The organism is Bradyrhizobium sp. CCGUVB23, assembly GCF_024199885.1.
Taxonomy (GTDB): domain Bacteria; phylum Pseudomonadota; class Alphaproteobacteria; order Rhizobiales; family Xanthobacteraceae; genus Bradyrhizobium.
In genome coordinates this window covers 933,624-953,395 of record NZ_JANADQ010000001.1, presented here as the reverse complement: position 1 = coordinate 953,395, position 19,772 = coordinate 933,624, and the positions used below count along the sequence as shown (strand labels likewise).

Below are 19,772 nucleotides of genomic sequence, written 5' to 3'. Positions count from 1 at the left end.
AATCTTCGAGGGCGGTGGCAAACAATGAAAGCTTCCTCGTGAAGGCGAGCTAGCGCGGACACATTCTACAGTTGCATGCCGGCGAGTTGGCATTCGCGGGTTTGGACGCGCGCGATGCGTGCGTCGACACGCGAAAGTGCCGCCAAATCCACCACATCAGGACTGACATCCCGCCCCATGCGGACAAGGCGAGAACGAAGGCGGTCGTCGCATATCGCTCTACGAGGAGCCAAAAGATCAGCGCGAAGACCAGCATGCCGATGCTTCCGATGGCCGCTCCGGCGGCGTCGAGGGCAGCAGCCTGCCGACCGCGCGTCTGCCCGCTGGTACCGGCTTTACGCTTGCGCCGTATTTCGTGCTTTTCAATCAGGGTTGCACTGGCACAGAAGATGGCCGGCAGCGCGAGAAACAGACCTCCGATCGAAGGCCCGAAGCGGCTGCCGATGAGTCCGGTGAATACGGTTGCGGCGCCGCCCAACACGAAGCGAACGAGGTATTCATACCATCGCCCATTCCTGAGCGACGACGATGAGACCTTCACAATCATGCGCTTGATCCCATCAGAACATGCAGGCCCAGGCCGACGAGGAGCCAGATGACGAGCGCGGCAATGGTTGCGGGAAGCGCGCTCCAGCGAAAGCGAACCAGGAGCTGACATACGACCAGGCTGTAAACGAAGAGCGCAACGGCGCCCCATGTCATGGCGTAGCCTTCAGTGGCGGCGTAACCCGTCCCTTGCTGCAGCACTGCAATTCCAAGTGTCGCCAGCGCAACGGATGGGGCGGCCCCGAACAGGCCGGCAACGGTTTTCGGGCGCAGCATGTCGCCCAGCAGCGCGAAGGCCGAAACGGCAAGGCCGCCGATCAGGAAGCGCGCCAGATATTCCATCCCGCGTCTCCCCTGTGAGGTGGTTTTCCTTGTCCGAGCGTGAGTGGCCGGATCAGTCGTTCCAGCAGCGCGCCGGCCGCAAAGCCCGCAAGGACATCGCTCGTCCAATGCGCCAGCAGCAGAATGCGCGTGGCAGAAAGGATCGCCGCCAGTCCGCGCGTCACTTGCCGCTCGGGCGAGGGGAAGAGTTCCGCCGCCGAGGCGAGGGCGCCCATGTGCAGCGCATGTCCGGAAGGAAAGGCATCGCGAGGGCGGCCGGAGAGGGGAACGCCGCGCCAATGGCCCCGCACCGTAAGACGGTCGGGACGGGTCTGGTCAACAGCGATCTTGAGCAGATGCGGCAGGATCGATGACAGCACGGAGACGGCCAGCACATGATCCGCGACCGGCCGGAGCGCAGGACGGCGCCCGGCGTACAGCCAGCCGCCGATCGCGAGTGCAAGCAGCACCTTCTCATCGGCACCCCACGTCAACAGCTCTGCCGCCATCTCGAGTTGCGGTGTCGTGCGAGACGCGATGCTGTTGGCGATTTTCGTGTCGGCCCTGGTTGGCCGGATGGTGAGGAGCGCCATGGAGAGGCTTCCTATCGGCTTCGCTGCGATCAATGACGGGAGCCCATGATCCCAAGCTCCTTGCGCACGGCCGCGGCCGAATTCCCGACCTTTTCGACCAGCTGTTGAAGGCGCTCCCGCGATACATCGAGTTCATGAGTCCAGTATTTGACCTCACAGCCCTCGTGCATGTTGGTCTTCGAGCGGTCGGGTCGGTCTTTCTTGGTCAGATTGTCCATGACATGCCTCCTCAAGGAGGCAACCGTGACGGCGCTTTGTCGTTCCTTTCGGGAATCGGAAGTTCGTAGGACGACATTCCCGATCGTGAGAGCATCACAGAAACTAATGCTTGTGAAAAACTTGCCGAAGGGAGGTTCGCGATGGAGAAGGTGCGACGCTTGCGCGCGATGAGCTCGCTGTGCCGTCAACAGGCCGCGTACAACAGCATGAACAAATGGAAACTCCTCGCCGATGCAGAATACTGGGAGCACCTAGCTGACCTTGAGCACTGTCTTCCTACTTTCAGCAATGTAATGCCGCTTGCTCGAATGAGAGAGCACAGCCTCAGCCATTCACAGGCGCGAGTGACACTCGAGGGGAGACGATTGCCGCTCCAGCAACTACGGTCTCGACTGACGCGCAATGGTAGTCGTTACGGCGTGACGAACGCGATTAAACTGGGCCGTGCGCTTTGACCGGCCAATCATTTCTGCTGATGGTCATCCCGCTGGTTTGCAAAACTACGCGTCCCCGCCGCCGACGCATTCGAGAGACTAACCAGCGCGGAATTGTTTGCTTGCGCGGTGGATAACATGCTCCGTAAGGCCCGTCAGGCCGACACGGCGTGCCATTTGGAAGAATGGGCCAATTCCCCCGGCTTACTGCCGCCAGAGTAAGATCATCTCAGTTGGCGGCCTCTGTCTTCAACAGCCGGACATAGGCCTCGCTCTCGTGTAGTTCGAGCCACCCGCGTTAAATTGCGAGGTCGAGAGCGGCCTTGTACTCGGCGACAGACGCCTTGAGCTTGAACAGCATCGGGTAGTTGATCAGCTCGATATAGACGCAGCCGGGGCATGCAAGTGACCTACGGCTGCACGAATTCGTGGAACCGCCGACCCAAAAACGTATCGGGAGGCGGCTGCTTTAGCAGCTCAACTGCTCGCTGTTCCATCTCCCTCAAGCGCGCTGCTCGCTTAGCATCCTCTTTTCTGATATTGGCGGGCCGGCAAATCTTGGGCTACTTGATTGTTGTGCGATCCTCCAGTGCCGACGCCATCCGAGCTTCTTGTACAAGACGTTCGTGGTCTTGCTGGTGAAGCGCCTGGGTTTGCCTGAACGTGGCGAGGATCGCTCGGGCGGCTTCCGCATCGTGACCGTCCTGCTCCAGCTCAGCGATCAGCGCCTCTTGCCGCGCGAGGTGAACTACCCCCCGAGCGATGTGCCGCTCTGTTTCTACGAGATGCTGCCGGACGATGTTTTGGTCCATTGCACAAACCCCAATCCATTGGGGGTGATATCCTGGGGTGCCTAGGAGGCTGGGCCTCATCATAGCGCCCAACAGCCAGCGGTCAGGTCGCTTGGCTACAAGTATAGCGCAGGCGGATTTGCAGGCTATTGATTTGCCGCAACGCGGATGACACTTTCGGCAGGTCGAGGTTCGCTGGCCTCGCGGTTGGTCTGTCCCACCGTGTTAATTTCCTGAGCGAGGAAACGAAGCTGGCGACGGTCCTCCTTGAGCGAAGAGCATGCTCGAAGAGCGCTTAGGCTAACTCCCGCCGCGCGCCAGGGCGCAATACAGCTGCTGGGTAAGTCCCTGAGGGACGTTAATACTGCGATGCAGTATGCCGCATGTTAGTGCGCGTATCGACGCGCGATTGCAAGATGGTGCCGATCATCCGGCGGCAGAGATCTTTTTTAAGCGTATGGTGCTGGGTCCAAAACGCCGGAAGATGCAAACGCAGTCTCCGTAGCGTTGAAAAACACGAGAGGCCGGGAATGGAAACCGTGCGCCGCATGCGTGCGATGGCATTGCTGTGCCGTCAAACCGCCGCATCATCCTGATCGAAGTTGGAAACTGCTCGCCGATGCTGAGTATTGGGAGCACTTGGCCGATGCGGCGCTTGCTGATCATTCCGAACGATGCACCGCCAGCTCCTCGCTCTGGCCAATCGGAGATCTGAGTACCACACAATCGACAGCGGCCCTCGCGGTGTGAGTGCTCGGTCGCTCCTCTCACACGCCCGGAACAGAAGGCCCCAGACTTTTGTTCAATCCTCCAGAGTCCAACTAAGGAGAAGGGCTATGATGACTAACAGACTTATGGTCTTGGGCACGGTGCTCGCCTTTAGCGCCACCTCTGTGCATGCCGGTCCCTGCAATACGGCCAGCCGCGATGCAGGATCAGGGAACGTCCCGGGCTATACCGGACAAACCACTGGTTCCACAGCAACTGATTCCAGCCAGCATCCGCCGACAGCTTCGATGAACAAAGCCTCAGAGAACCTCGCAACATCGTCGCAGGACGCTCAACGCCAGATGCAGAGCGAGCCTACCGCTGCCGAGCAATCAAAGAAGATGGAGCCCGCACCCTCCTCGCAGTCACCGGATCGGACGGCAGGCACGGTCGAGCAGACCCGTCCCGCGCCCGTCGAACAGTCAAAGAAAATGACGGCCGGTGAGGCCGAGCAAGCACCGTCCCAGTAGAAGGTGGGGCAGGACTGCGATTAAGCGCGGGGACAATGGGGTCAGAGGGGAACGTATCGAGGGCGGCCAAACGCTTCTGGCGTCGCTCCTATCCCGGATGCATATTGGTTCCATCACCGTACGGCACCGTTGCTTCGGTCGGTGATGAGAACGCCGGTTGCGCTCCCGCCCAATTCACGTCGGGAAAGGAGAGTGCCATGAGACGACGCCCACAACCCCACATATTTAACGAGAATCTGAACGCGGAGAGAGCCAGCATCATAGCGGAACTGGAAAACACACAGCCAGGACCGCAGCGTGATCTTCTGGAAAGCAAACTGCGCCAGCTCGAATCCGCTTCTGCTATAGACGGGTGGCTGACGTCGCCGGGCCTGCAACCCCCTGAAGAATGAGGCCGCCTCAGTTGGTGGCTTCTGTGCAAGGGGTCAGCTGATGCAAGAGTATTGCGCATATATCGTGGGCCTCGATGCAAGAACGAGACCGAAGCCAAAAAGCGCCCCAGATCCTTGGCTGACGGGTACGACGTCGAGCTATGGATTCAGATCGGAAAGTCGCGGAAATTTAGAGTGAGTAAGGCCGCCTCGATTGGCGGCCTCTCTCGTGCTCCTCATCCTGCTAGGTCACCCGTTGGCCCGAATGCGAATTCTGGACGGGCCACTAAACAGTCTGCTTGTCGGGCTAGACGGAAGCGGCAAGCCACCACATGCCCAGCACATCGCCGGCCTTTTAGCCCCTTATTCTCTTGCGCCGCTACCGAGGGACGCGGAGTTAAATGTCGGCACCTTTGTTTGGATCATCGTTCTCTTCTGCGTCCTGCAAGTCCTTCTGCGCTCGTTGCCAAAACTCGTCTTCGCGCCCTTCGGGTTTGCCTGCCTGCTCCCACAGTTCGAACGCGCGTTTCCGTATCTGCTCTTCTGTTGGGTGAGCCATGATGAGTTCTCCCAGAGCGCAGGTCCCGCCTTGGGCAGCAGGCAAAAAGGGGTGGGGACCTCGCATCAATCTTACTTGTGGCCCAGAGGGCCAATTCGGGCTTAGGAGAGTAGTTCCCGACCTCAGCTATGCGGCCGCCCGATCTTCCTTCTCCGTTCCGCGCATCACGACACATCATCCGGCAACCGGCCGTTGCTGCGCTTTCGCTTCATCCCAGGGCGCGCGCATCTCCACAAATCGCGCTCGTCATCGGGCCATCGCTCTTTCGCCACGCGCCCATGCGGCATACCTCCGCGCCGTCTAATCGCGCTTTTGTTGCCACGCCTAGAAATCGGCCTCGCAGCGCTTGGACATGAGGACAGTCCATTTTCGATCGTGTTGCCATCGCGGCCAACCACTCAGCAGGTTGGGTGCCGGCTTGCATGCACCAGAAATCGGGGATCTCTGAACGCGCGGACAAGTTACAGTACCGCCGAGAGAATTAAAGGATGAGCGGTCGTGTGCGCAATAGCACGCGGCATCTCTCTTGATCTCGCTCGTCCTCTGTTCGGCAGTACTTGAATAGAGAGGCGACAATGAAAGCACCACTTCTGCTTGCTGGCGCATTAATCATCGGATGCGCCGCCCCAGCACTGGCCGATGAGTACTGCGTCGTACAAGGTCCGAGCCATCAATGCACGATTACCACCACACGCCCGGCGGACAAGGAAGTCGTGACGCAGATCGGTCCCCTGGCCTTCAAGACACGCGTGGAAGCTGAAGACCGCATCAAGCAGACCAAAGTCTGCGAGGAAGGCACAGTTGGTAGCAGTAGGAGCACGACCGTTATCAAAGAGAAGTAATCGACGGCCTCATTCCTAGTCGAATTTGGCAAATTCGAGAAAGGTCGTACCCATTCCTGTCGGCGCGACTTTTTTGTTTGCGGTGTTGACGAGGGATCGCTTGCGGAAATTGTCTTCGAGCGCAGCGCGATGAGATGGCTCCGCTTTGTACAGATAGCTGCGTACCTCCGAGCAATCCTTGCACCGCACGTAGCGTTCCAGCTCATGAACCGGCGTTGACTTCGGTCGCCGCAGGATGTCGAGGGCGACGGCCTGATTGATGTCGCACCGAGACATCAGACTTCAAGGTAAAGGTAATCCGCGTTGAGCGCATCACCCAACGTCGGCGACGGCTGAGCCCGTCCCTTGAAGGCGAGCATGCGCTTATTCCACGCCTCGCAGGCAAGCCGGTCGCTTCCTTGCGTGCTTCCGCGCCCGCTCCGCTGCTGGCCGGACCGACGCGCCGCAGATCGTCTCGCGTGACTTGGTGCCCATCCCGCGAGCATCGCCCGGAGGTAGAACGTCGGCAAGCCCTACAGATTGCGGTGGATAACGCGCCGGGTACAATGGAGGTGACGCGGCACCTCTCGGCACCAGCCCTTCAACCGCGCTACTCGCTCAACCAGACTTCATGTCTTCGTCCAGTATCATCAGCACCCAAGCCAGAAGCAGAAGCATCCCGGCAATAACGGGATGCCCCCCAAACACGAAGGCCACTCCAAAGATTGCAATGATGAGCCCAGCGAGTGTCACCAGCTATTTCCAAGGACGAAGCCTATCGGCTGCTGCACGCGTGGTCGAGTGACCGTCATGGGCTTCGGCGGCTTCATCGGCTTCGGCTCCGGCGGGTTGGCGAAGGTTCAGCGCCGCATAGGCCGGTGAGTTCTCGCGTTCCGTCATGCCGCCTTTTCCCTGTTCATCGATGCTTTCGTCGTCAGCCTTGCTCGCTAAGCGGCGGCTCGCCGTACCCGTCGGCCAGCTGCAGGAAGATGTTGGCCATCTCGCGCCGGACCTGATCCACGACCGCGCCGATGTTGGGCCGAACCGCCAGGTCCCGCGAGCATCGCGCCGCCATGCTGGACAGATGCGTCAGGACGGTGCCCGCGATCTGGTCGATTAGTTCATCGGCCGCGTCACGCCGCACCAAGGTGCGCTTCTTTTCCTCGATCTTGATCTGCAGCAGTTTGGTCTCGGCCTTGACGTGATCAGCGTCGGCTTCCGTGCGCGGTGAGCGCGTGCTCGCGCCGCAAGTATCGCAGGTAGGCGACGCGGCATTGGTCGAGCGAGAAGCCGTCGCCTTGCCGCTGGATCCCGCGTTCGGCTTCGAGCTTGCCGATATACGTCCGGCTGCAGTCGAGGTGCACGGCCAACGCCGACACGCTCACGGTTCAGGATCGCAGTCGAGCGACTAGCTCGGCGACGGGCGGGCGATCATGTGTCTCCATCATCCTGTTCGCTCCAGTGGCGTCGCGGCAGGATACCTCATTTCCACTTTCGGGGGCGGCGGGGAACCGGATCGACAACTGGGCAAGGCTCGGATGGCTGCAGGCTCCGGGTTTTGTGATCAGGAACGCTTGTCGCCCACGCTTGTTTGCGGACTGCGGGCCTAGTGCGGGAACCTTATGAACAAATCATCCGTCTTTGCCTTTGTTTTAATCATGGGCGCCGTCAATTTTTTTGGCGACCTCACCTATGAAGGCGGCGGCAGTATCAATGGCCAATATCTCGGCTCGCTCGGCGCCACAGCGGCCATCATCAGCATCGCCGCAGGCGGCGCTGAATTTCTGGGTTATGCCCTGCGCTCGGTCGCGGGATATATCGCCGACAAGACGGGGCGCTATTGGTTGGTCACCTTCGTCGGTTACGTCGTCAATGCACTCGCCGTGCCTGCGATGGCGCTCGCCACGAGCTGGCAACTCGCGGTCGTGTTCGTGCTGTTGGAGCGTACAGGACGCGCCATCCGCAAGCCGACCGTCGAAGCGATGTTGTCTTATACGACAGGTGCGCTGGGCAAGGGCTGGGTCTATGGTCTGAACACCGCTCTCGACGAAGCTGGCGCAACATTGGGGCCGCTGGTCGTGGCATTGGTGCTTTTCGGCGGTGGCAGCTACCGCTTCGCCTATTCGTTGCTGCTCGTCTCAGCGCTGCTGACGCTGGGCTCGCTCGTTATCGCGCGGATCAATTTTCCCCTGCCAGCGCGCCTAGAGCAGGGCAAGACAGCGCAGAAAGCTGGATTTGGCAGCGCCTATTGGCTCTATATGTTGGCAGGCGCGTTTTTCGCCGCAGGGCTGATGAGCTATGAGCTCGTATCCTTTCATGTACAGCAGATGAAGGTGCTTTCCGAGCCATGGATGATCCCGGTGCTTTTGGCGTTCGCGACCTTTTGCGGCGTGATCGCAAGTCTCGTGATTGGCCGTCTTTATGATCGCGTTGGTATCAGCGTCGTGATTGGCGCCGTTCTATTGTCGGCACTGTTCACTCCACTGGCCTTCGCGGGCAATTTTGTAGCTCTACTGGTGGCTCTGCCGCTCCTTGGCCTAGCCTATGCCACTCAGGACACGCTGCTTAAGGCATTGATAGCGGGCGTGTTGCCGGAAGGACAACGCAACACCGCTTTCGGCCTGTTCTATGTCGGCTATGGCATCGGCTGGCTGATCGGCAGCATTGCAATGGGCCTGCTCTATGATCGCTCACAGACTGCGCTGATCGTCTTCGTGGTCGCCGCACAGCTTGCATCGGTGCCGCTGTTTCTGGCTGCGCGACGGCGAGAGCATCGTCCATCCTAACCGCGTGCTGGAAGATGACGAGGTCTGCTCGTGCCCAATCGCGTCATTTCGTGGCCATGCGGAAGTTGGTCGCAACCGGGCATAGCGGACCATGCCGGGACTTGCCGCTGGCTCAATCCGGTCGCGAACCCCATGCAGACATTCGGTCGCCCCGCGCGACACGAAGTCATCCGACGACAATATCTTATGTTAATCCTGATCCTATGTTAGTCCCGCACTCGTTCCGCATAGGAAGGGCTATCTTTTGAATCGGCGCTCGCGCCTTTTGGGCCGCAGATTTCGTTATCACTGCGCGGTGCTCAGCATGCTCGGTGATGAGAACGCCGCGCTCGCGCCTCAAACAGGGAGCTGGGCCATGCAAAAGCGGCACCGTTTCAAACAAGCAAAGTCTCTCGAAGATCGTCTGGCGGCAGAGGCCATTCGCCTGCGAGACGAAGCGAAGGATGTCCCCCCGGGTATCGAGCGGGAGAACTTGCTGCGGAGAGCTCGGCAAGCCGAGACCGGTTCGCATATGAGCGGGTGGCTGCGATCGCCCGGATTACGACCGCCAGAGTAAGGCTGCTTCAGTTGGCGGCTTCAGCCTTCAAGAGCGGCACGTACGTGCCGCTCTCGTGCAGCTCGAGCCAGCCCCGCTCAACTGACGGGCTAGCCGGCGAATGGGATTGCTTTCAATCCGTGACCGCTGATGCAGTCACACGCTTCACCGGTTTAACGCGATGGCAAAACGTCCTTCCTCTTGAACGGCGATTAAATGGATCGTTCACCGAGCATTCACCAACGGCGCTCGCGGCGACTGGCAGTCCGATGTGTTGAACACAAGAACCAATGCAATTGAGCCGAGTTAACTACAGAGCATTTTCGCGAATGGAGTTGTGTCCATGAAGCGACACCGGTTCATACGTAAGGCTTCGCTGAAGGCCCGGCTCGACCTAGAAGCGCGGCAGTTGAGCGATGAGGCCAAATCCTTTCCACCAGGGCACAAGCGAGACAGTCTGCTTGGGAAGGACCGCCAGAAGGAAACTACTAACTTTCCCGGGTGGCTGAAATCGCCGCGCAACGACTAGGGCACTCCGGCGAATAGTACCGTCAAATGGGCGGCCCCAGACCGATCTCCGCTCCCATTGGCGTCGTGTGTACATTGCGAAGGAGGGACTACGATGTTGGACGCTGCCGCGCTGCGCGAAGATCTCGCCGCAATGGAAAAGCAAATCCGGTTTAATCCCAACGACTATGATCTAATCAACAAATACCTGACATATGCCCGCAAGGTGCGTGAGATCGAACATCGCGAAAACGGCTATGTGACTGCACGGATGAAGCATCAAAGTTAAATTCCCGGTGCGGGGAAATCATAACAGCGCAGCAGAATTAGCTGAGGCCTCACTCTTACAGAAATGTCGTTTCTCAACTGCGTGAATTGGTGGACGGCAAAGAATAGGCCCCAGCTCAGGGAGGGACGAGCTGGGGCCTTCATCACGCAGAGATGGTGCCTGTTTGTCAGGGTCAAGCACCGAGTTGGCAACCTGCTCCCGAAGTCTTCGTTCCTAAAGCAGTAACCGAAAGAGGCCCTAGTGGCGGCTCCTAACAGGAATTGGCGGCTAACTTATCGACGGCGACAGAATCGGGGAGCGCTGGACAGTCGCAACCGAGGTCGAGCCCGCCGGTCTTTCAGTATCGCCTCCGGCGACGAGTCGAATCGTCTGGGCTGCCGGGGTGAATGGCGCCCTTTTGCAATCCGCCAGCCGAGCCAGTTGTGCTACCAGCCCCGGCTCCAGAACTAGTAGTCCCGGCGCCTCCTGCACTCGACGACGAGCCGCCCATGCCCGTCGATCCGCCGGTGCCGACCCCAGCGCCTGCACTACCGGATCCGCTAGATTGGGCATATGCAACGCTAGCGGCCCCTGCGAGTACCACTGCTGTTAGGACCGTAATAATTGTCTTCCGCATTCTAGGCTCCATGGTTTTCCGAATTTGAACCAATGGAGCCGTCAGCTGGACGTTCCTAACATTCAATCTTCACGATGGGCGGGCCTGTACCCTGTTTGATCAGCCGTATCAAAAATGAATACACACTGGAGTTTCACGCTTGTTCTTGTTTTCTTTAACTCAGGTTATCTCTCCCATGCCGCCCCTATGGAGGCTCAGGATTGTCTGGTTTGAACCAGCGGTTCCGACGGGACCTCGGCCGTGCCGACCCGCGTTGTCAGTCCATGACGTGGACGTGGACCATCATCATCACCTGGTTCGCGCTTCAGCTCCCGCTGGGGATGTTAATCGGCAGGATGATTAAGCTCGGTACCGACGCAGATGAGGCGGACCGACGTAGGCAGCGCCGCGCTCGGCGATACGTGGTTTCTGCGCGTCCGGCAGGCGGGCGGCGAGCGGCAACGATATACTTTCACGCACACACCGCCCACCGATAGCTTTCGCAAGCGGGCGGCGGAGGCGGTTGCGCGAGCAGAGGGGGAAGGCCTGGAACGACCTCAGATATAGAAATAGACCAGAGGCAGAAAAACGTATGTCCACCAGGCGAAGCCGGCCAATCCGGCCAGGACGAGCATATCCTCGTCGCTCATGGGGATCTCCGAGAGCAGTTTCGATTACCCTCCAACCAACGAGCGGCGGTGCGCGTTTCAATCGCGCATCAAATATACATCAAAGGGGGAACATTTTTATGCCAGCCGCCGAGATCTCAGCCGCTGCCCGATCGAGCGACTCGAGCGGTTCGATATCCAGAGCATAGCCAGCGCTAGGCATTCGCGGGCGGAGGAGAGGATTTTTATCTGGCAGCGGCGCGTGTGTTACGGCCGGTTTGCAGCGGAGCGGTGCTAAGGTTCAGGTGTTCGAGTAATTTCGATATTGGATTTGGAGGTGCTGAAGATGCCGATTACGGCCAAGTTGGAAGAAGTACGTGATGAGGGTGACACCCAATCTTGGGGTACGCTGAGCTTCTTACAACTGCCCGCGCCGGGTGATCGAATAGAGGTGCATAGGGGCACGGCATATGCGGAAATGAGCGTGTTGTATGTGCTGCACCGACCCGTCCCGGAAGGAAAGGGCGAGCCCGGAGCAACTGTTTACGGCCAAATTCAAATAGCTTAGCCAGGCTGCCACGCCGCGCGCTAACTCACGCGTCGCCAGTCTCGGACAGACGGTACATGGCCGGAACGCACGCTGTTCAAGATTAACTCGCATTGCGCGTATCAACGTTAACTCGCGATCCAACTTCGCTCACGTCCGGCTCAATACTACGCTGAGGAAAAACTCCTATCAGGGAGTACTCACAGCATGGACACGCCCGAACTGATCGGGGTCATAGCCGTCTCCTTCGCCCCGTTTTTGGTCTCGATTGGAGCAGTGCTCTCGGCTGGACGGCCCCGCAAATGGCCATTCCTCTCGTACGCATTTTCGCTTTTAGCCGGCTTACTGGCCGGGAAGGGTTTCGGCTTTCTGCTGTGGTCGATTTGCTGGATCATCGCGTGGGTATTTGCCGGGATTGCTCTACAGGCGCGCCGGGACGGTTCTATCCGAACCTCTTCACCTGAAAATGCGCAGGCCCACGATGCGGAAGTCGCTTTCGACCCACCTGATGATGAAGCTTCGCGGCAGGGGAGCCAGCGCTCAGAAGGTCGACTGATACACAAGTCGTCCCCTATGGCACTTCCCCGAGATATAGAGGTAGGTGGGAAAAATACGCTGGAGCAGTAGGGTGGGTTTTCCACCCTGGGGATTTGTTTTTCGTGAGGCGCTTTCGCCTGCCGGGCCATCTTTGCTATCGCCTCCGCCTGTTCGATCGTCTCTTGATGGTCGTCCAAAGCCTTCCAAACGATGGTCTGCAATCGGCTCGACGTCATCTGCCATGAAGAATTCGACACGTTGGCAGCACCACACGTATTCCCCTTAGTCGCGGCATCGCTTGGGAGCGCTACAGCAAGAGCGTCGGCGAAGCCCGGTCGATGGTGGACAATGCGATCCGCATCATGTGCCGGTCGCCAAAGTTCCGCGCCGGCTGTCACTTCCCTGGCGCGCAGTACGCGCCAGCGATCCTAGGTTGGTCGCTCGACCAGCACACGATCGCAAGCCGCAAGCTCGGCCATGGCCTCGATCACTTCCGCAAGCAAGGCGCCAAGTTGATACCGGGGCCGACAGAGCCGGACCTCGTACATCGAGGAAGCCTACCGGCTGTAGGCGCTAAAGCAGCAGAGCAAGTAGTCACGCGCTGACCGAAGCCGGTTGCGACCGCGTCCCGTGCGAGTTGCATGGCTAGCCAAAGGCGTGGCGCGCCTAGCACCTAGCGTATGCGCGTGTAACTAATGCCGCCACCCGCGTCTGAAAGCCTCTGATCTGTCTGAATGCTTCCCGCCGCTCTGATCCTTCAGGCAGCCGTTGCGCGGCTTCCCATAAGTTCACTAGCAACCGCGCCATATCGATCAATTCAATAAATTCCGGCATTCCAACGGTGCGTTGGCTCAATGTTTGGTCCTCTTGGTAGGAACGGACTAACGTGAGGGAGGATCGCGGCTTGATGGCGCGCGGTCAGTAAAGGAAGAGAGTAAAGTGCCTCGCCTTATCGATGCAATTGCCGCGCGGAACTGCTGGCGCAGCAAAAGGTGCCCTTCTCCACGCGGGTCGCTTAGCATCGATCTTTCGCCTCTTGCCATGTCGAGTAGGAGGACCAGCCATCATCTGGGGCATCCCGGATGTCATGAAGCTGTCACGCCAAGGCTGGCGCACTCCGCATCGGGTTACATCGCGCGCAATGCGTTGTGCACGAGGTAGTACATATCGCTGGCGGCGGCACTCCCAAATGACCCGGAGCCTGCCTTGGCAACGCCCCTATGAACTTGCAAGGGTTCCTTCACCTTGATCCAGGGATACATCCGAATGGGCTATAGCCGGAGATCGCTTCGCGCTGAAGAGTGAGACCGCCGCTGCTGGGGGCCAAGCCAAGATGTCCGATGGGTGTGGCAGGCTGGCGCTTTGCGCATATGAAGAGAACTCTCCGCTTCCGCGCGGTCTTTATCAGCGTGCTGGAAGAGTTGCCTTTTGTCTGCCCGGTGGCGGTCGCAATCGGCTCGCTGATCATGATCGGCATCACGCTCTGCAAGGATTGGCCGTAGTGAGGCGACCCGACCACCAAGGCGCGCTCATTCATCTATCGAGTGATCTGCAACCTTCTCGCGCCCCGGGTCGGGAGCGCGGGGCCTACCGGACAGACCCGCGCTAGCACAACAGCGGAAACGCAGTGACGTCAGTCCCGCATGGGCGACGCCTGAGAAAAGGCGGAACCCGTCCCTATGCCTATTTTTCCTATCGTCACCAAGGGAACGGTCGATACACGTATTGATTGTCCAAGTAGGACCTTCGGGCCTCGCGCGGTCCCGCGCTTTTCGTCCCATTGCCCCCAAGAGCGGGACCGCGCTCACCTTGAGTGACGCAGGGGACTTGTGGCGCTCATGAACGACACCCATCAGTTAGTACTTGCGATGCTTGCTCTGGTCTGGGCTGGCGTGATGCTGGTCACTGGTCAGCTTTACATGGAGTATCGTGCGGCACGGGCGCCCACAGTTACGATCTCTAGTACCGATCGAAGCGCATCAGTGTTTTCGACGGGAAGACCGAATTTCGTTAAGGCAAGGTTGGCCGCGCGAGCCGGACTAGGGGAACTGAACCAAAGCAGCGCACGTTGATCCCTCATGCTTTGTCGAGAAGAACTTCGACCGCTCGCTGTAGTGATGGCAGCTATTGTGCTTGGTCTGGTTGTGAAGGAGATAAAGCTCGGTCACCACACCACCGTTCAGGCACCGGCAGGCATCGACTACGCGGCAACGGAATAGAGCACGACGCGCGCGCGGCATCGCAACACGTCATGATGTCCGCATCCATCGTCAGCGCGCCGGGAGCGGCGGCGCGTGAGGCATATGGCGTCAGGGGACAAGGCCGGAGGAAACAGCGCGCCGGGAGGGCGGGGCCATTGGGGCATGGCGCGACGTGCAGTTTGCGCCGGGCGCTGGCGCGACATACTGTGCGGGCCTCGATCCAGCAAATGGCGATGAGGAACCGGCCGCTCAGTCCATGCGAGAAGCAACTCCTGAGGCGCATGGAAAACGGATGCTCAGATTGCCTAGTGACTTGGTGGCACCGCGAAGCAAATCTCAGAACAGCGTGCTCGCTCACCAACTTAGGCGTTAGCGCGCCAGCTGAGGTCGCCGATGCAGCCGAGCGGCTGGCGGGTTGGAGCACCTATCGCGGCTTGACCTGCGGCGGGTGCCGCGAGCGCTTGCAGTGGCGGGACGACGCGCAAGAGGACCGGCTAAAAGATCGCGAACGCAACCACGCTCGCCACAAGCACAAGGAAGCCCAGCGCCGCCAACGACACGAACGCGCGTTCTATGCCATCCATCCTGCCCATGCCGACATCTTGGCAGCCGTGATTGGGCGCTGCGCTATCACATGTGAATTCGAGAGCGGTATTTAAGCTTCCGGGCGCTAAGCCGGCGGGGCAGGAGAGGGCCGCAGGAAGGCCGGACTGCTGCCGCAGCAGGGACGACCGACCCGGCCGCAGCGGCGGCGGCAAGGCCGCAGCGTGCGCGGACCCCAAACGGTTGAAGCTTGAACCTCCTCCGAACTGATGGACACCTGTAGTAGGCTCGAAGAGCCAGGAGGTGTCGGATGGAAGGACGTCAACGTCGGTCGTTTACGGACGACTACAAGCGGCAAGCGATTGATCTGGTCGCATCGAGTGGCCGCTCGATCGGATCGGTGGCCAAGGAACTTGGCCTGCGCGATTCCGTGTTGCGGCGGTGGGTAGAGCAACGTGGGGCCAGGCGGGAGCCGACGGCGGCGTCGCGGCGCCCCACGACGCAGGCGGCGCTGCCGTCGGCGGACCACGCGGCGGAGATCGCCCGTTTGCAGCGAGAGAACGAGCGGCTGCGCATGGAGCGCGACATTTTAAAAAAATCGATCGCGATCTTTGCTGGAGTTCAGAAATGAGATTCCGCTTCATTGAAGATCGCCGTGCCGACTATCCGGTGATGATCATGTGCGACGTGCTCGGCGTCTCGCCTGCTGGCTATTATGCCTGGCGGGCGCGCCCGGAGAGCGCGCGAGCCGCCGCCAATCGTGAGCTCGTCGGCGATATCAAGCGGGTTCACCGCGACACCAATGGCCGCTATGGCAGCCCGCGCATCCATGCCGAGTTGAGGGCTCAGGGCCGCGGGGCGAGCCGCGGTCGCATCGAGCGATTGATGCGCCGCCACGGTATCAGGGCCATCATGGCGCGGCCACGACGGGTGCGCACCACCGACAGCCGTCACGACTTCCCGATCGCCGCGAATCTGCTCGAGCGCAACTTCATCGCCGCAGCGCCGAACCGGATCTGGCTCGCCGACATCACGTACGTCGAGACTGATCAGGGCTGGCTTTATCTGGCCACGGTCATGGACCTCTACAGCCGCAAGATCGTCGGCTGGGCGATGGCGGATCATTTGCGCGCCGAACTGCCATTGGCGGCCTTAGCGATGGCCATTGCGACACAGCGGCCTGGCGCCGGCCTGATCCACCATTCAGATCGCGGCGTTCAATACGCCTCCGCGGAGTATCGCAAGATGATGCAGTCCGCCGGCTTCCGAGCCTCGATGAGCCGCAGGGCCGATTGCTATGACAACGCTCCGATGGAGAGTTTCTTCCACACGCTCAAAACCGAACTCGTCCATCACCAGCATTATGCAACACGTGAGGAAGCCACACGTGATATCTTTGCTTACATCGAGGGCTTCTACAATCGAACACGTCGCCACTCGGCCATCGGATATCTCAGCCCGATCGAGATGGAGCTAAAAGCAGCTTAACCCTGTCCATTTTTTCGGGGGAAGATCAGCTTGCGGCGAGTTAATCTGCCCTACCAGAAAGATATTTGCAGCGGCACGCGTTCTGCGGTTGACCGTGGTGGTTCCTTGGAGGCCTAGCCCTCTCGCCGCATGTGGGGGGTCTTTAGTTGAGGGGCTTCCGGCGCGGCTGCACCTCCGGATCGGACTTCCCGTGGTTGAGCGCGCGCATGATCCAGATCCGAGCGAACATCGTAGGACCACCTTGCTCGGCCACAAGGATTAGCGCCTCCATAGCCGCTTGCCATTCCGGCGCGGCGTGCACTTTCTTGGGCAATGCGGCAATGTATTTGCCGGCATCGCGCAAGGTGACGAGCTTGCGGCCGTCCTCCTTGATTGGATCTTCGAAAGGCCGCCCCCAGCCTCGATCGGTCACAGATCAAACCTCCGGCCCCGGCGGGGCAGCCATCTCTCGACGGTCGGCCCCTAACCGTGCGGGTACGCAGGTCGAGCATCAGACCATCCCGCTCGGCTGCGAGAGACGTTCCTGGAATTGCAGTTGCGCGACAACGCGAATCCGAAATTTACGTAAGTGATGAAGGTTAAGGACGCGAACGGCCACGTGTCTCTGCGCCGCGAATACATCGACAAGGTATGGATCAGATGATGATGGACGGTGCCGCATGAAGCGCCCGGCGCCGATCGCAAAGAGAGCCCAACCGGAACGGTTGGCGGCACACGCCGCCCGCAGAAGGTCAGGCGTGATCCGTTCATCCTTGCTTGTGGATAAACGGTGCATAACCGCAGCACAAGAACATGGCCCGCCGGTTGTTGGCAGTCTGCAAAAAGGCCGCAGCGTCAAATGCCGCTGCGGCCCCGCCGGGTCAAAAAAATAGGTGAAATATGGACCAGCCCCGGCGCCAATGAAGCTACGCCCCGAGGTTTTGGCGGCGCAAATGAAATCGGCCTGTCGCTTAACGAACCGGACTAACTGTTGCCTGTGGACAACTGAAATCTCAGGAGCCTTGACCAAAGTGGCCGGTTGACGGTGGCTGGCTTCCGCCGCCAGAGCCGAACTTGACTTAGGTCAATTATCCGGTGCGTCAGGCTGCCGCGCCGACAAACGCTTACCCCTTCGATATCTACGGTATGCTTGGCTTGCGCTCGGCGGGCCGTGCTTCAAGAGGATGGAGCTGCTCCGGCGCTTGCAAGCCCCTGCCGGGGCCGCTTCTCTGGCCAGACCTATCTTGTGCGCGGGCCGCGAACTGGACCCCTTACCTCGACCTGGCCCTACGCCCTCTCAAGCCGACCGGGGGGCCTCCTATTTGGTTCATCTTTTGTCTTAGTGCGCACGCCGGCTTCGTCGCGCATCATGGCGCGTCTGCCTCGGGGCTGGCCTGAGCGGACCCTTCGGCCCTGTGCTGCGGATTCGGTGCGGACCTCCAGCGGCACGGGGCCGACCGGTCTACTCAATGCTCCGTGGCTCAACAATCGGACGTAAGTCCCGCTCTCGTGCAACTCGAGCCAGCCGAAGGCGGTCAAAAAGGTTGGTGTTAGTCGGAAGAAGGTCGGGCGCAGCCTCTCCCGCGGAAGGCGTCAGTGCAAGCTCTGCATCAGCAGAAGCAGCGCCAGCACCGCCGCGCTGCAGATGAGGAGGGCTCCAGCACTGGTCTCATGACGAGTGGTCGACGACATGCCGGCCAACATCCGTCCGGCCGATTGGTTGCGAATCGGCGAGGCCGACTTCGCGGATAGAATGCGCAATGACCATTCGCCCGGATCCTCACGCCGTCTCCGCTATGCAGTACTTGATGTGGGTCTAGAGGACATCGAAAAGACCGGCGACCTCAAGGCAGCGCACTACGCTCGCCTTGCCTTGGAAGCGCTGCGCAACCGGACTCCTCGATCAACTGATGGCGAGCATTCGCCATAGCTGCCGCACATAGTTGGGATACTGTCCATGACTGTCGAGAAGCGAACATTCGACGCTCTTCCGTAGGGATGGTTGCTGAAGCGCGCGACCTCCACGTTTAACCCAAAGGACCGCTGGGAAACTCGGGGTGCGACGCCCGGTGCCAGCGGCTCCAAGGCTTCGGCGCCCTTTGCCGCAACCCGGATGGTCTTAGATCGTCCTCGGGTCTCTGCGTGGATTTTAACTCGCTTAGCGAATCTAAACCATCGCTTGCTAATTTCCAGCAAATGTCGCCGCGTCGAAACATCCGGGCGTCACCCGGGGGTCCACCTATTTGAACGAGCAGAATGATGAGCAAGGGACCGACCGGCGTCGAGTATCCGATCTTCCACATAGCGGTGCCGACCAAGGACGGCCGCTGGATGGTCTCGGCCATTGTTGACGGCAAGGTCGAAAGGCTATCCGGCTTTCTCGGTTCGCAGGAGGACGCTGAGGCCATTGCGCAGGCGCTCAATGATCGTGAACTCGCAAGATACGAAGCCGAGAGCGGCGCGAAGATCGAAGCGAGCTTCAGGCGGAGCTTGAAGGAAGTCGCTCAGGAGCTCGGCATTTCCTGGACCGACGAATAGACGCCCCGAAGCGACCCGAGTTCCATGCTGGATCTTATCCGGAAAACTACCGGGGGATGAGCCCGCGGACAACGCGACAACAAAGGGGCCAGCCGCCTTTGCGTTGTCGGCGAGCACTAATAGGCCGCTGATCGGCTAGGCGACTGAACCCTCGCCACTCTTCGCAAAACTAATAATTGCGTCATGACTCCTAGGTCTGACGTTCAGTCCCCCAACTCAGCCCGCGTTTGCGCGGGCTTTCTTCAATCCACTTAGCTGCCGAGCATCCACACTGCCGCGCATCGGCATCTTCCCGTGTGCGATTAGGCAGTCGGATTTGCCGCTTACCGCCCAATGAGCAGGACTATTGTTGCCAACGTAATAGTGACGGTGATAGCCGGTACAATGAGCCACAATATTTCGTGCTTCATAAACACCCAAGTTTAGCGCGGTTGGGAGGACAACTGCGGAGACTTGGCTAAGGCGGCTAAGTAGCTGCCCGCCTCAGAAAGCTGTTTTGACAGCAACTTCTGCTCGGCACGTCGGCTGGGAAAAGGCTTACCCCCGAAATGTTGCTGAAATTCTTCTTGGGGCGATCAAAATGGTTTCAGGACGGCTGCTTCAAAGGCCCGGCTCTCTCATTCAATTCCAGGCCGAGGGATCATCGAGGCAATTGCTATCAGGCCGATGGCCGCTAACGACCAAGCCAACAGGTGAAATATCCATGACGGCGGGGTCCGCATATTG

At 59.7% G+C, this 19,772-nt stretch carries 22 protein-coding genes and 1 pseudogene; 13 read left to right on the top strand and 10 right to left on the bottom strand.

Annotated features, from left to right (window positions below; all coding sequences use genetic code 11):
• Positions 1-49: 49 nt before the first annotated feature.
• From NLN62_RS04345 to NLN62_RS04330, 4 genes are read right to left on the bottom strand one after another with little or no spacing between them, the layout of a single operon-like run.
• On the bottom strand, positions 50-547 hold the full coding sequence (locus tag NLN62_RS04345; RefSeq protein WP_254107544.1) for a DUF3147 family protein: 498 nt from the start codon (positions 545-547) through the stop codon (positions 50-52).
• A complete protein-coding gene (locus NLN62_RS04340) occupies positions 544-888 on the bottom strand; it encodes a DUF3147 family protein (protein ID WP_254107542.1) in 345 nt (114 codons plus the stop codon). Before NLN62_RS04340 ends, NLN62_RS04345 begins: the two co-directional genes overlap by 4 nt.
• Entirely contained in the window at positions 864-1,460 is a 597-nt protein-coding gene (locus NLN62_RS04335; RefSeq protein ID WP_254107540.1) for a phosphatase PAP2 family protein, read from the bottom strand. The genes NLN62_RS04340 and NLN62_RS04335 overlap by 25 nt, the downstream gene beginning before the upstream one ends.
• 29 nt (positions 1,461-1,489) lie before the next feature.
• Entirely contained in the window at positions 1,490-1,678 is a 189-nt protein-coding gene (locus tag NLN62_RS04330) for a DUF3606 domain-containing protein (protein WP_254107539.1), read from the bottom strand.
• A gap of 141 nt (positions 1,679-1,819) precedes the next feature.
• On the opposite strand from NLN62_RS04330, the gene NLN62_RS04325 reads away from it, so the two are divergent.
• From NLN62_RS04325 to NLN62_RS04310, 4 genes are all read left to right on the top strand, one after another.
• A complete protein-coding gene (locus NLN62_RS04325; RefSeq protein WP_254107538.1) occupies positions 1,820-2,134 on the top strand; it encodes a hypothetical protein in 315 nt (104 codons plus the stop codon).
• 590 nt (positions 2,135-2,724) lie between these two features.
• Entirely contained in the window at positions 2,725-2,970 is a 246-nt protein-coding gene (locus NLN62_RS04320) for a hypothetical protein (RefSeq protein ID WP_254107536.1), read from the top strand.
• 770 nt (positions 2,971-3,740) lie between these two features.
• Positions 3,741-4,142: a hypothetical protein gene (locus NLN62_RS04315; protein ID WP_254107535.1), complete on the top strand. Its 402-nt coding sequence runs from the start codon at positions 3,741-3,743 to the stop codon at positions 4,140-4,142.
• Positions 4,143-4,339: 197 nt separating this feature from the next.
• Positions 4,340-4,534 carry a hypothetical protein gene (locus NLN62_RS04310; protein ID WP_254107534.1) on the top strand — a complete coding sequence of 65 codons (195 nt, stop codon included), beginning with the start codon at positions 4,340-4,342 and terminating at the stop codon, positions 4,532-4,534.
• 376 nt (positions 4,535-4,910) lie between these two features.
• Here NLN62_RS04310 and NLN62_RS04305 read toward each other — a convergent pair whose 3' ends face one another.
• Positions 4,911-5,072 (bottom strand): DUF2934 domain-containing protein, encoded by a 162-nt coding sequence (locus NLN62_RS04305; RefSeq protein WP_254107533.1) that lies wholly within the window; start codon positions 5,070-5,072, stop codon positions 4,911-4,913.
• A gap of 575 nt (positions 5,073-5,647) precedes the next feature.
• Between NLN62_RS04305 and NLN62_RS04300 the strand changes: the two genes are divergently transcribed.
• The gene (locus tag NLN62_RS04300) at positions 5,648-5,914 is read left to right on the top strand and encodes a hypothetical protein (RefSeq protein WP_254107532.1); all 267 of its coding nucleotides are present in this window, start codon (positions 5,648-5,650) and stop codon (positions 5,912-5,914) included.
• Between the two features lie 83 nt (positions 5,915-5,997).
• On the opposite strand, the pseudogene NLN62_RS04295 reads toward NLN62_RS04300, so the two are convergent.
• The 4 genes and pseudogenes from NLN62_RS04295 to NLN62_RS04280 all read right to left on the bottom strand — a co-directional run.
• A pseudogene (locus NLN62_RS04295) lies at positions 5,998-6,388 on the bottom strand (hypothetical protein); the annotation flags it as partial.
• A gap of 261 nt (positions 6,389-6,649) precedes the next feature.
• Positions 6,650-6,793, bottom strand: a complete 144-nt coding sequence (locus NLN62_RS04290) for a hypothetical protein (RefSeq protein ID WP_254107531.1) — start codon at positions 6,791-6,793, stop codon at positions 6,650-6,652.
• A 34-nt stretch (positions 6,794-6,827) separates the two neighbouring features.
• Entirely contained in the window at positions 6,828-7,040 is a 213-nt protein-coding gene (locus NLN62_RS04285) for a hypothetical protein (protein ID WP_254107530.1), read from the bottom strand.
• 58 nt (positions 7,041-7,098) lie between these two features.
• Entirely contained in the window at positions 7,099-7,272 is a 174-nt protein-coding gene (locus NLN62_RS04280; RefSeq protein WP_254107528.1) for a hypothetical protein, read from the bottom strand.
• Positions 7,273-7,515: 243 nt separating this feature from the next.
• Here NLN62_RS04280 and NLN62_RS04275 point away from each other — a divergent pair, with 243 nt between their 5' ends.
• The 6 genes from NLN62_RS04275 (at position 7,516) to NLN62_RS04250 (ending at position 16,529) form a co-directional block, all read left to right on the top strand.
• A complete protein-coding gene (locus NLN62_RS04275; RefSeq protein WP_254107526.1) occupies positions 7,516-8,679 on the top strand; it encodes an MFS transporter in 1,164 nt (387 codons plus the stop codon).
• A 1,157-nt stretch (positions 8,680-9,836) separates the two neighbouring features.
• A complete protein-coding gene (locus NLN62_RS04265; protein ID WP_254107525.1) occupies positions 9,837-10,010 on the top strand; it encodes a hypothetical protein in 174 nt (57 codons plus the stop codon).
• 1,540 nt (positions 10,011-11,550) lie between these two features.
• Positions 11,551-11,781: a hypothetical protein gene (locus NLN62_RS04260; protein ID WP_254107524.1), complete on the top strand. Its 231-nt coding sequence runs from the start codon at positions 11,551-11,553 to the stop codon at positions 11,779-11,781.
• 186 nt (positions 11,782-11,967) lie between these two features.
• Entirely contained in the window at positions 11,968-12,387 is a 420-nt protein-coding gene (locus NLN62_RS04255; RefSeq protein ID WP_254107523.1) for a hypothetical protein, read from the top strand.
• Positions 12,388-13,667: 1,280 nt separating this feature from the next.
• Positions 13,668-13,799 (top strand): hypothetical protein, encoded by a 132-nt coding sequence (locus NLN62_RS52890; protein WP_256575878.1) that lies wholly within the window; start codon positions 13,668-13,670, stop codon positions 13,797-13,799.
• 1,552 nt (positions 13,800-15,351) lie between these two features.
• Positions 15,352-16,529 (top strand): IS3 family transposase gene (locus NLN62_RS04250; RefSeq protein WP_254107522.1). Its coding sequence is split into 2 segments (ribosomal slippage): positions 15,352-15,649 and positions 15,649-16,529, totalling 1,179 coding nucleotides; the frame shifts between segments, so codons are not numbered across the junction.
• Between the two features lie 142 nt (positions 16,530-16,671).
• Here NLN62_RS04250 and NLN62_RS04245 read toward each other — a convergent pair.
• A complete protein-coding gene (locus NLN62_RS04245) occupies positions 16,672-16,941 on the bottom strand; it encodes a hypothetical protein (protein ID WP_254107521.1) in 270 nt (89 codons plus the stop codon).
• Between the two features lie 1,257 nt (positions 16,942-18,198).
• Here NLN62_RS04245 and NLN62_RS04240 point away from each other — a divergent pair.
• On the top strand, positions 18,199-18,438 hold the full coding sequence (locus NLN62_RS04240) for a hypothetical protein (protein ID WP_254107519.1): 240 nt from the start codon (positions 18,199-18,201) through the stop codon (positions 18,436-18,438).
• Positions 18,439-18,767: 329 nt separating this feature from the next.
• Complete coding sequence (locus NLN62_RS04235) at positions 18,768-19,046, top strand: hypothetical protein (RefSeq protein ID WP_254107518.1); 279 nt, start codon at positions 18,768-18,770, stop codon at positions 19,044-19,046.
• The last annotated feature ends 726 nt before the right edge of the window (positions 19,047-19,772 follow it).

Excerpts from the sequence above, each read along its gene's own strand:
- NLN62_RS04300 (WP_254107532.1), top strand. The coding sequence starts at position 5,648 with ATGAAAGCACCACTTCTGCTTGCTGGCGCATTAATCATCGGATGCGCC.
- NLN62_RS04265 (WP_254107525.1), top strand. The coding sequence starts at position 9,837 with ATGTTGGACGCTGCCGCGCTGCGCGAAGATCTCGCCGCAATGGAAAAG.
- NLN62_RS04345 (WP_254107544.1), bottom strand. The coding sequence starts at position 547 with ATGATTGTGAAGGTCTCATCGTCGTCGCTCAGGAATGGGCGATGGTAT.
- NLN62_RS04240 (WP_254107519.1), top strand. The coding sequence starts at position 18,199 with ATGCCGGCCAACATCCGTCCGGCCGATTGGTTGCGAATCGGCGAGGCC.
- NLN62_RS04235 (WP_254107518.1), top strand. The coding sequence starts at position 18,768 with ATGAGCAAGGGACCGACCGGCGTCGAGTATCCGATCTTCCACATAGCG.
- NLN62_RS04255 (WP_254107523.1), top strand. The coding sequence starts at position 11,968 with ATGGACACGCCCGAACTGATCGGGGTCATAGCCGTCTCCTTCGCCCCG.
- NLN62_RS52890 (WP_256575878.1), top strand. The coding sequence starts at position 13,668 with ATGAAGAGAACTCTCCGCTTCCGCGCGGTCTTTATCAGCGTGCTGGAA.
- NLN62_RS04305 (WP_254107533.1), bottom strand. The coding sequence starts at position 5,072 with ATGGCTCACCCAACAGAAGAGCAGATACGGAAACGCGCGTTCGAACTG.
- NLN62_RS04290 (WP_254107531.1), bottom strand. The coding sequence starts at position 6,793 with ATGACGGAACGCGAGAACTCACCGGCCTATGCGGCGCTGAACCTTCGC.
- NLN62_RS04330 (WP_254107539.1), bottom strand. The coding sequence starts at position 1,678 with ATGGACAATCTGACCAAGAAAGACCGACCCGACCGCTCGAAGACCAAC.
- NLN62_RS04310 (WP_254107534.1), top strand. The coding sequence starts at position 4,340 with ATGAGACGACGCCCACAACCCCACATATTTAACGAGAATCTGAACGCG.
- NLN62_RS04335 (WP_254107540.1), bottom strand. The coding sequence starts at position 1,460 with ATGGCGCTCCTCACCATCCGGCCAACCAGGGCCGACACGAAAATCGCC.
- NLN62_RS04315 (WP_254107535.1), top strand. The coding sequence starts at position 3,741 with ATGATGACTAACAGACTTATGGTCTTGGGCACGGTGCTCGCCTTTAGC.
- NLN62_RS04340 (WP_254107542.1), bottom strand. The coding sequence starts at position 888 with ATGGAATATCTGGCGCGCTTCCTGATCGGCGGCCTTGCCGTTTCGGCC.
- NLN62_RS04275 (WP_254107526.1), top strand. The coding sequence starts at position 7,516 with ATGAACAAATCATCCGTCTTTGCCTTTGTTTTAATCATGGGCGCCGTC.
- NLN62_RS04325 (WP_254107538.1), top strand. The coding sequence starts at position 1,820 with ATGGAGAAGGTGCGACGCTTGCGCGCGATGAGCTCGCTGTGCCGTCAA.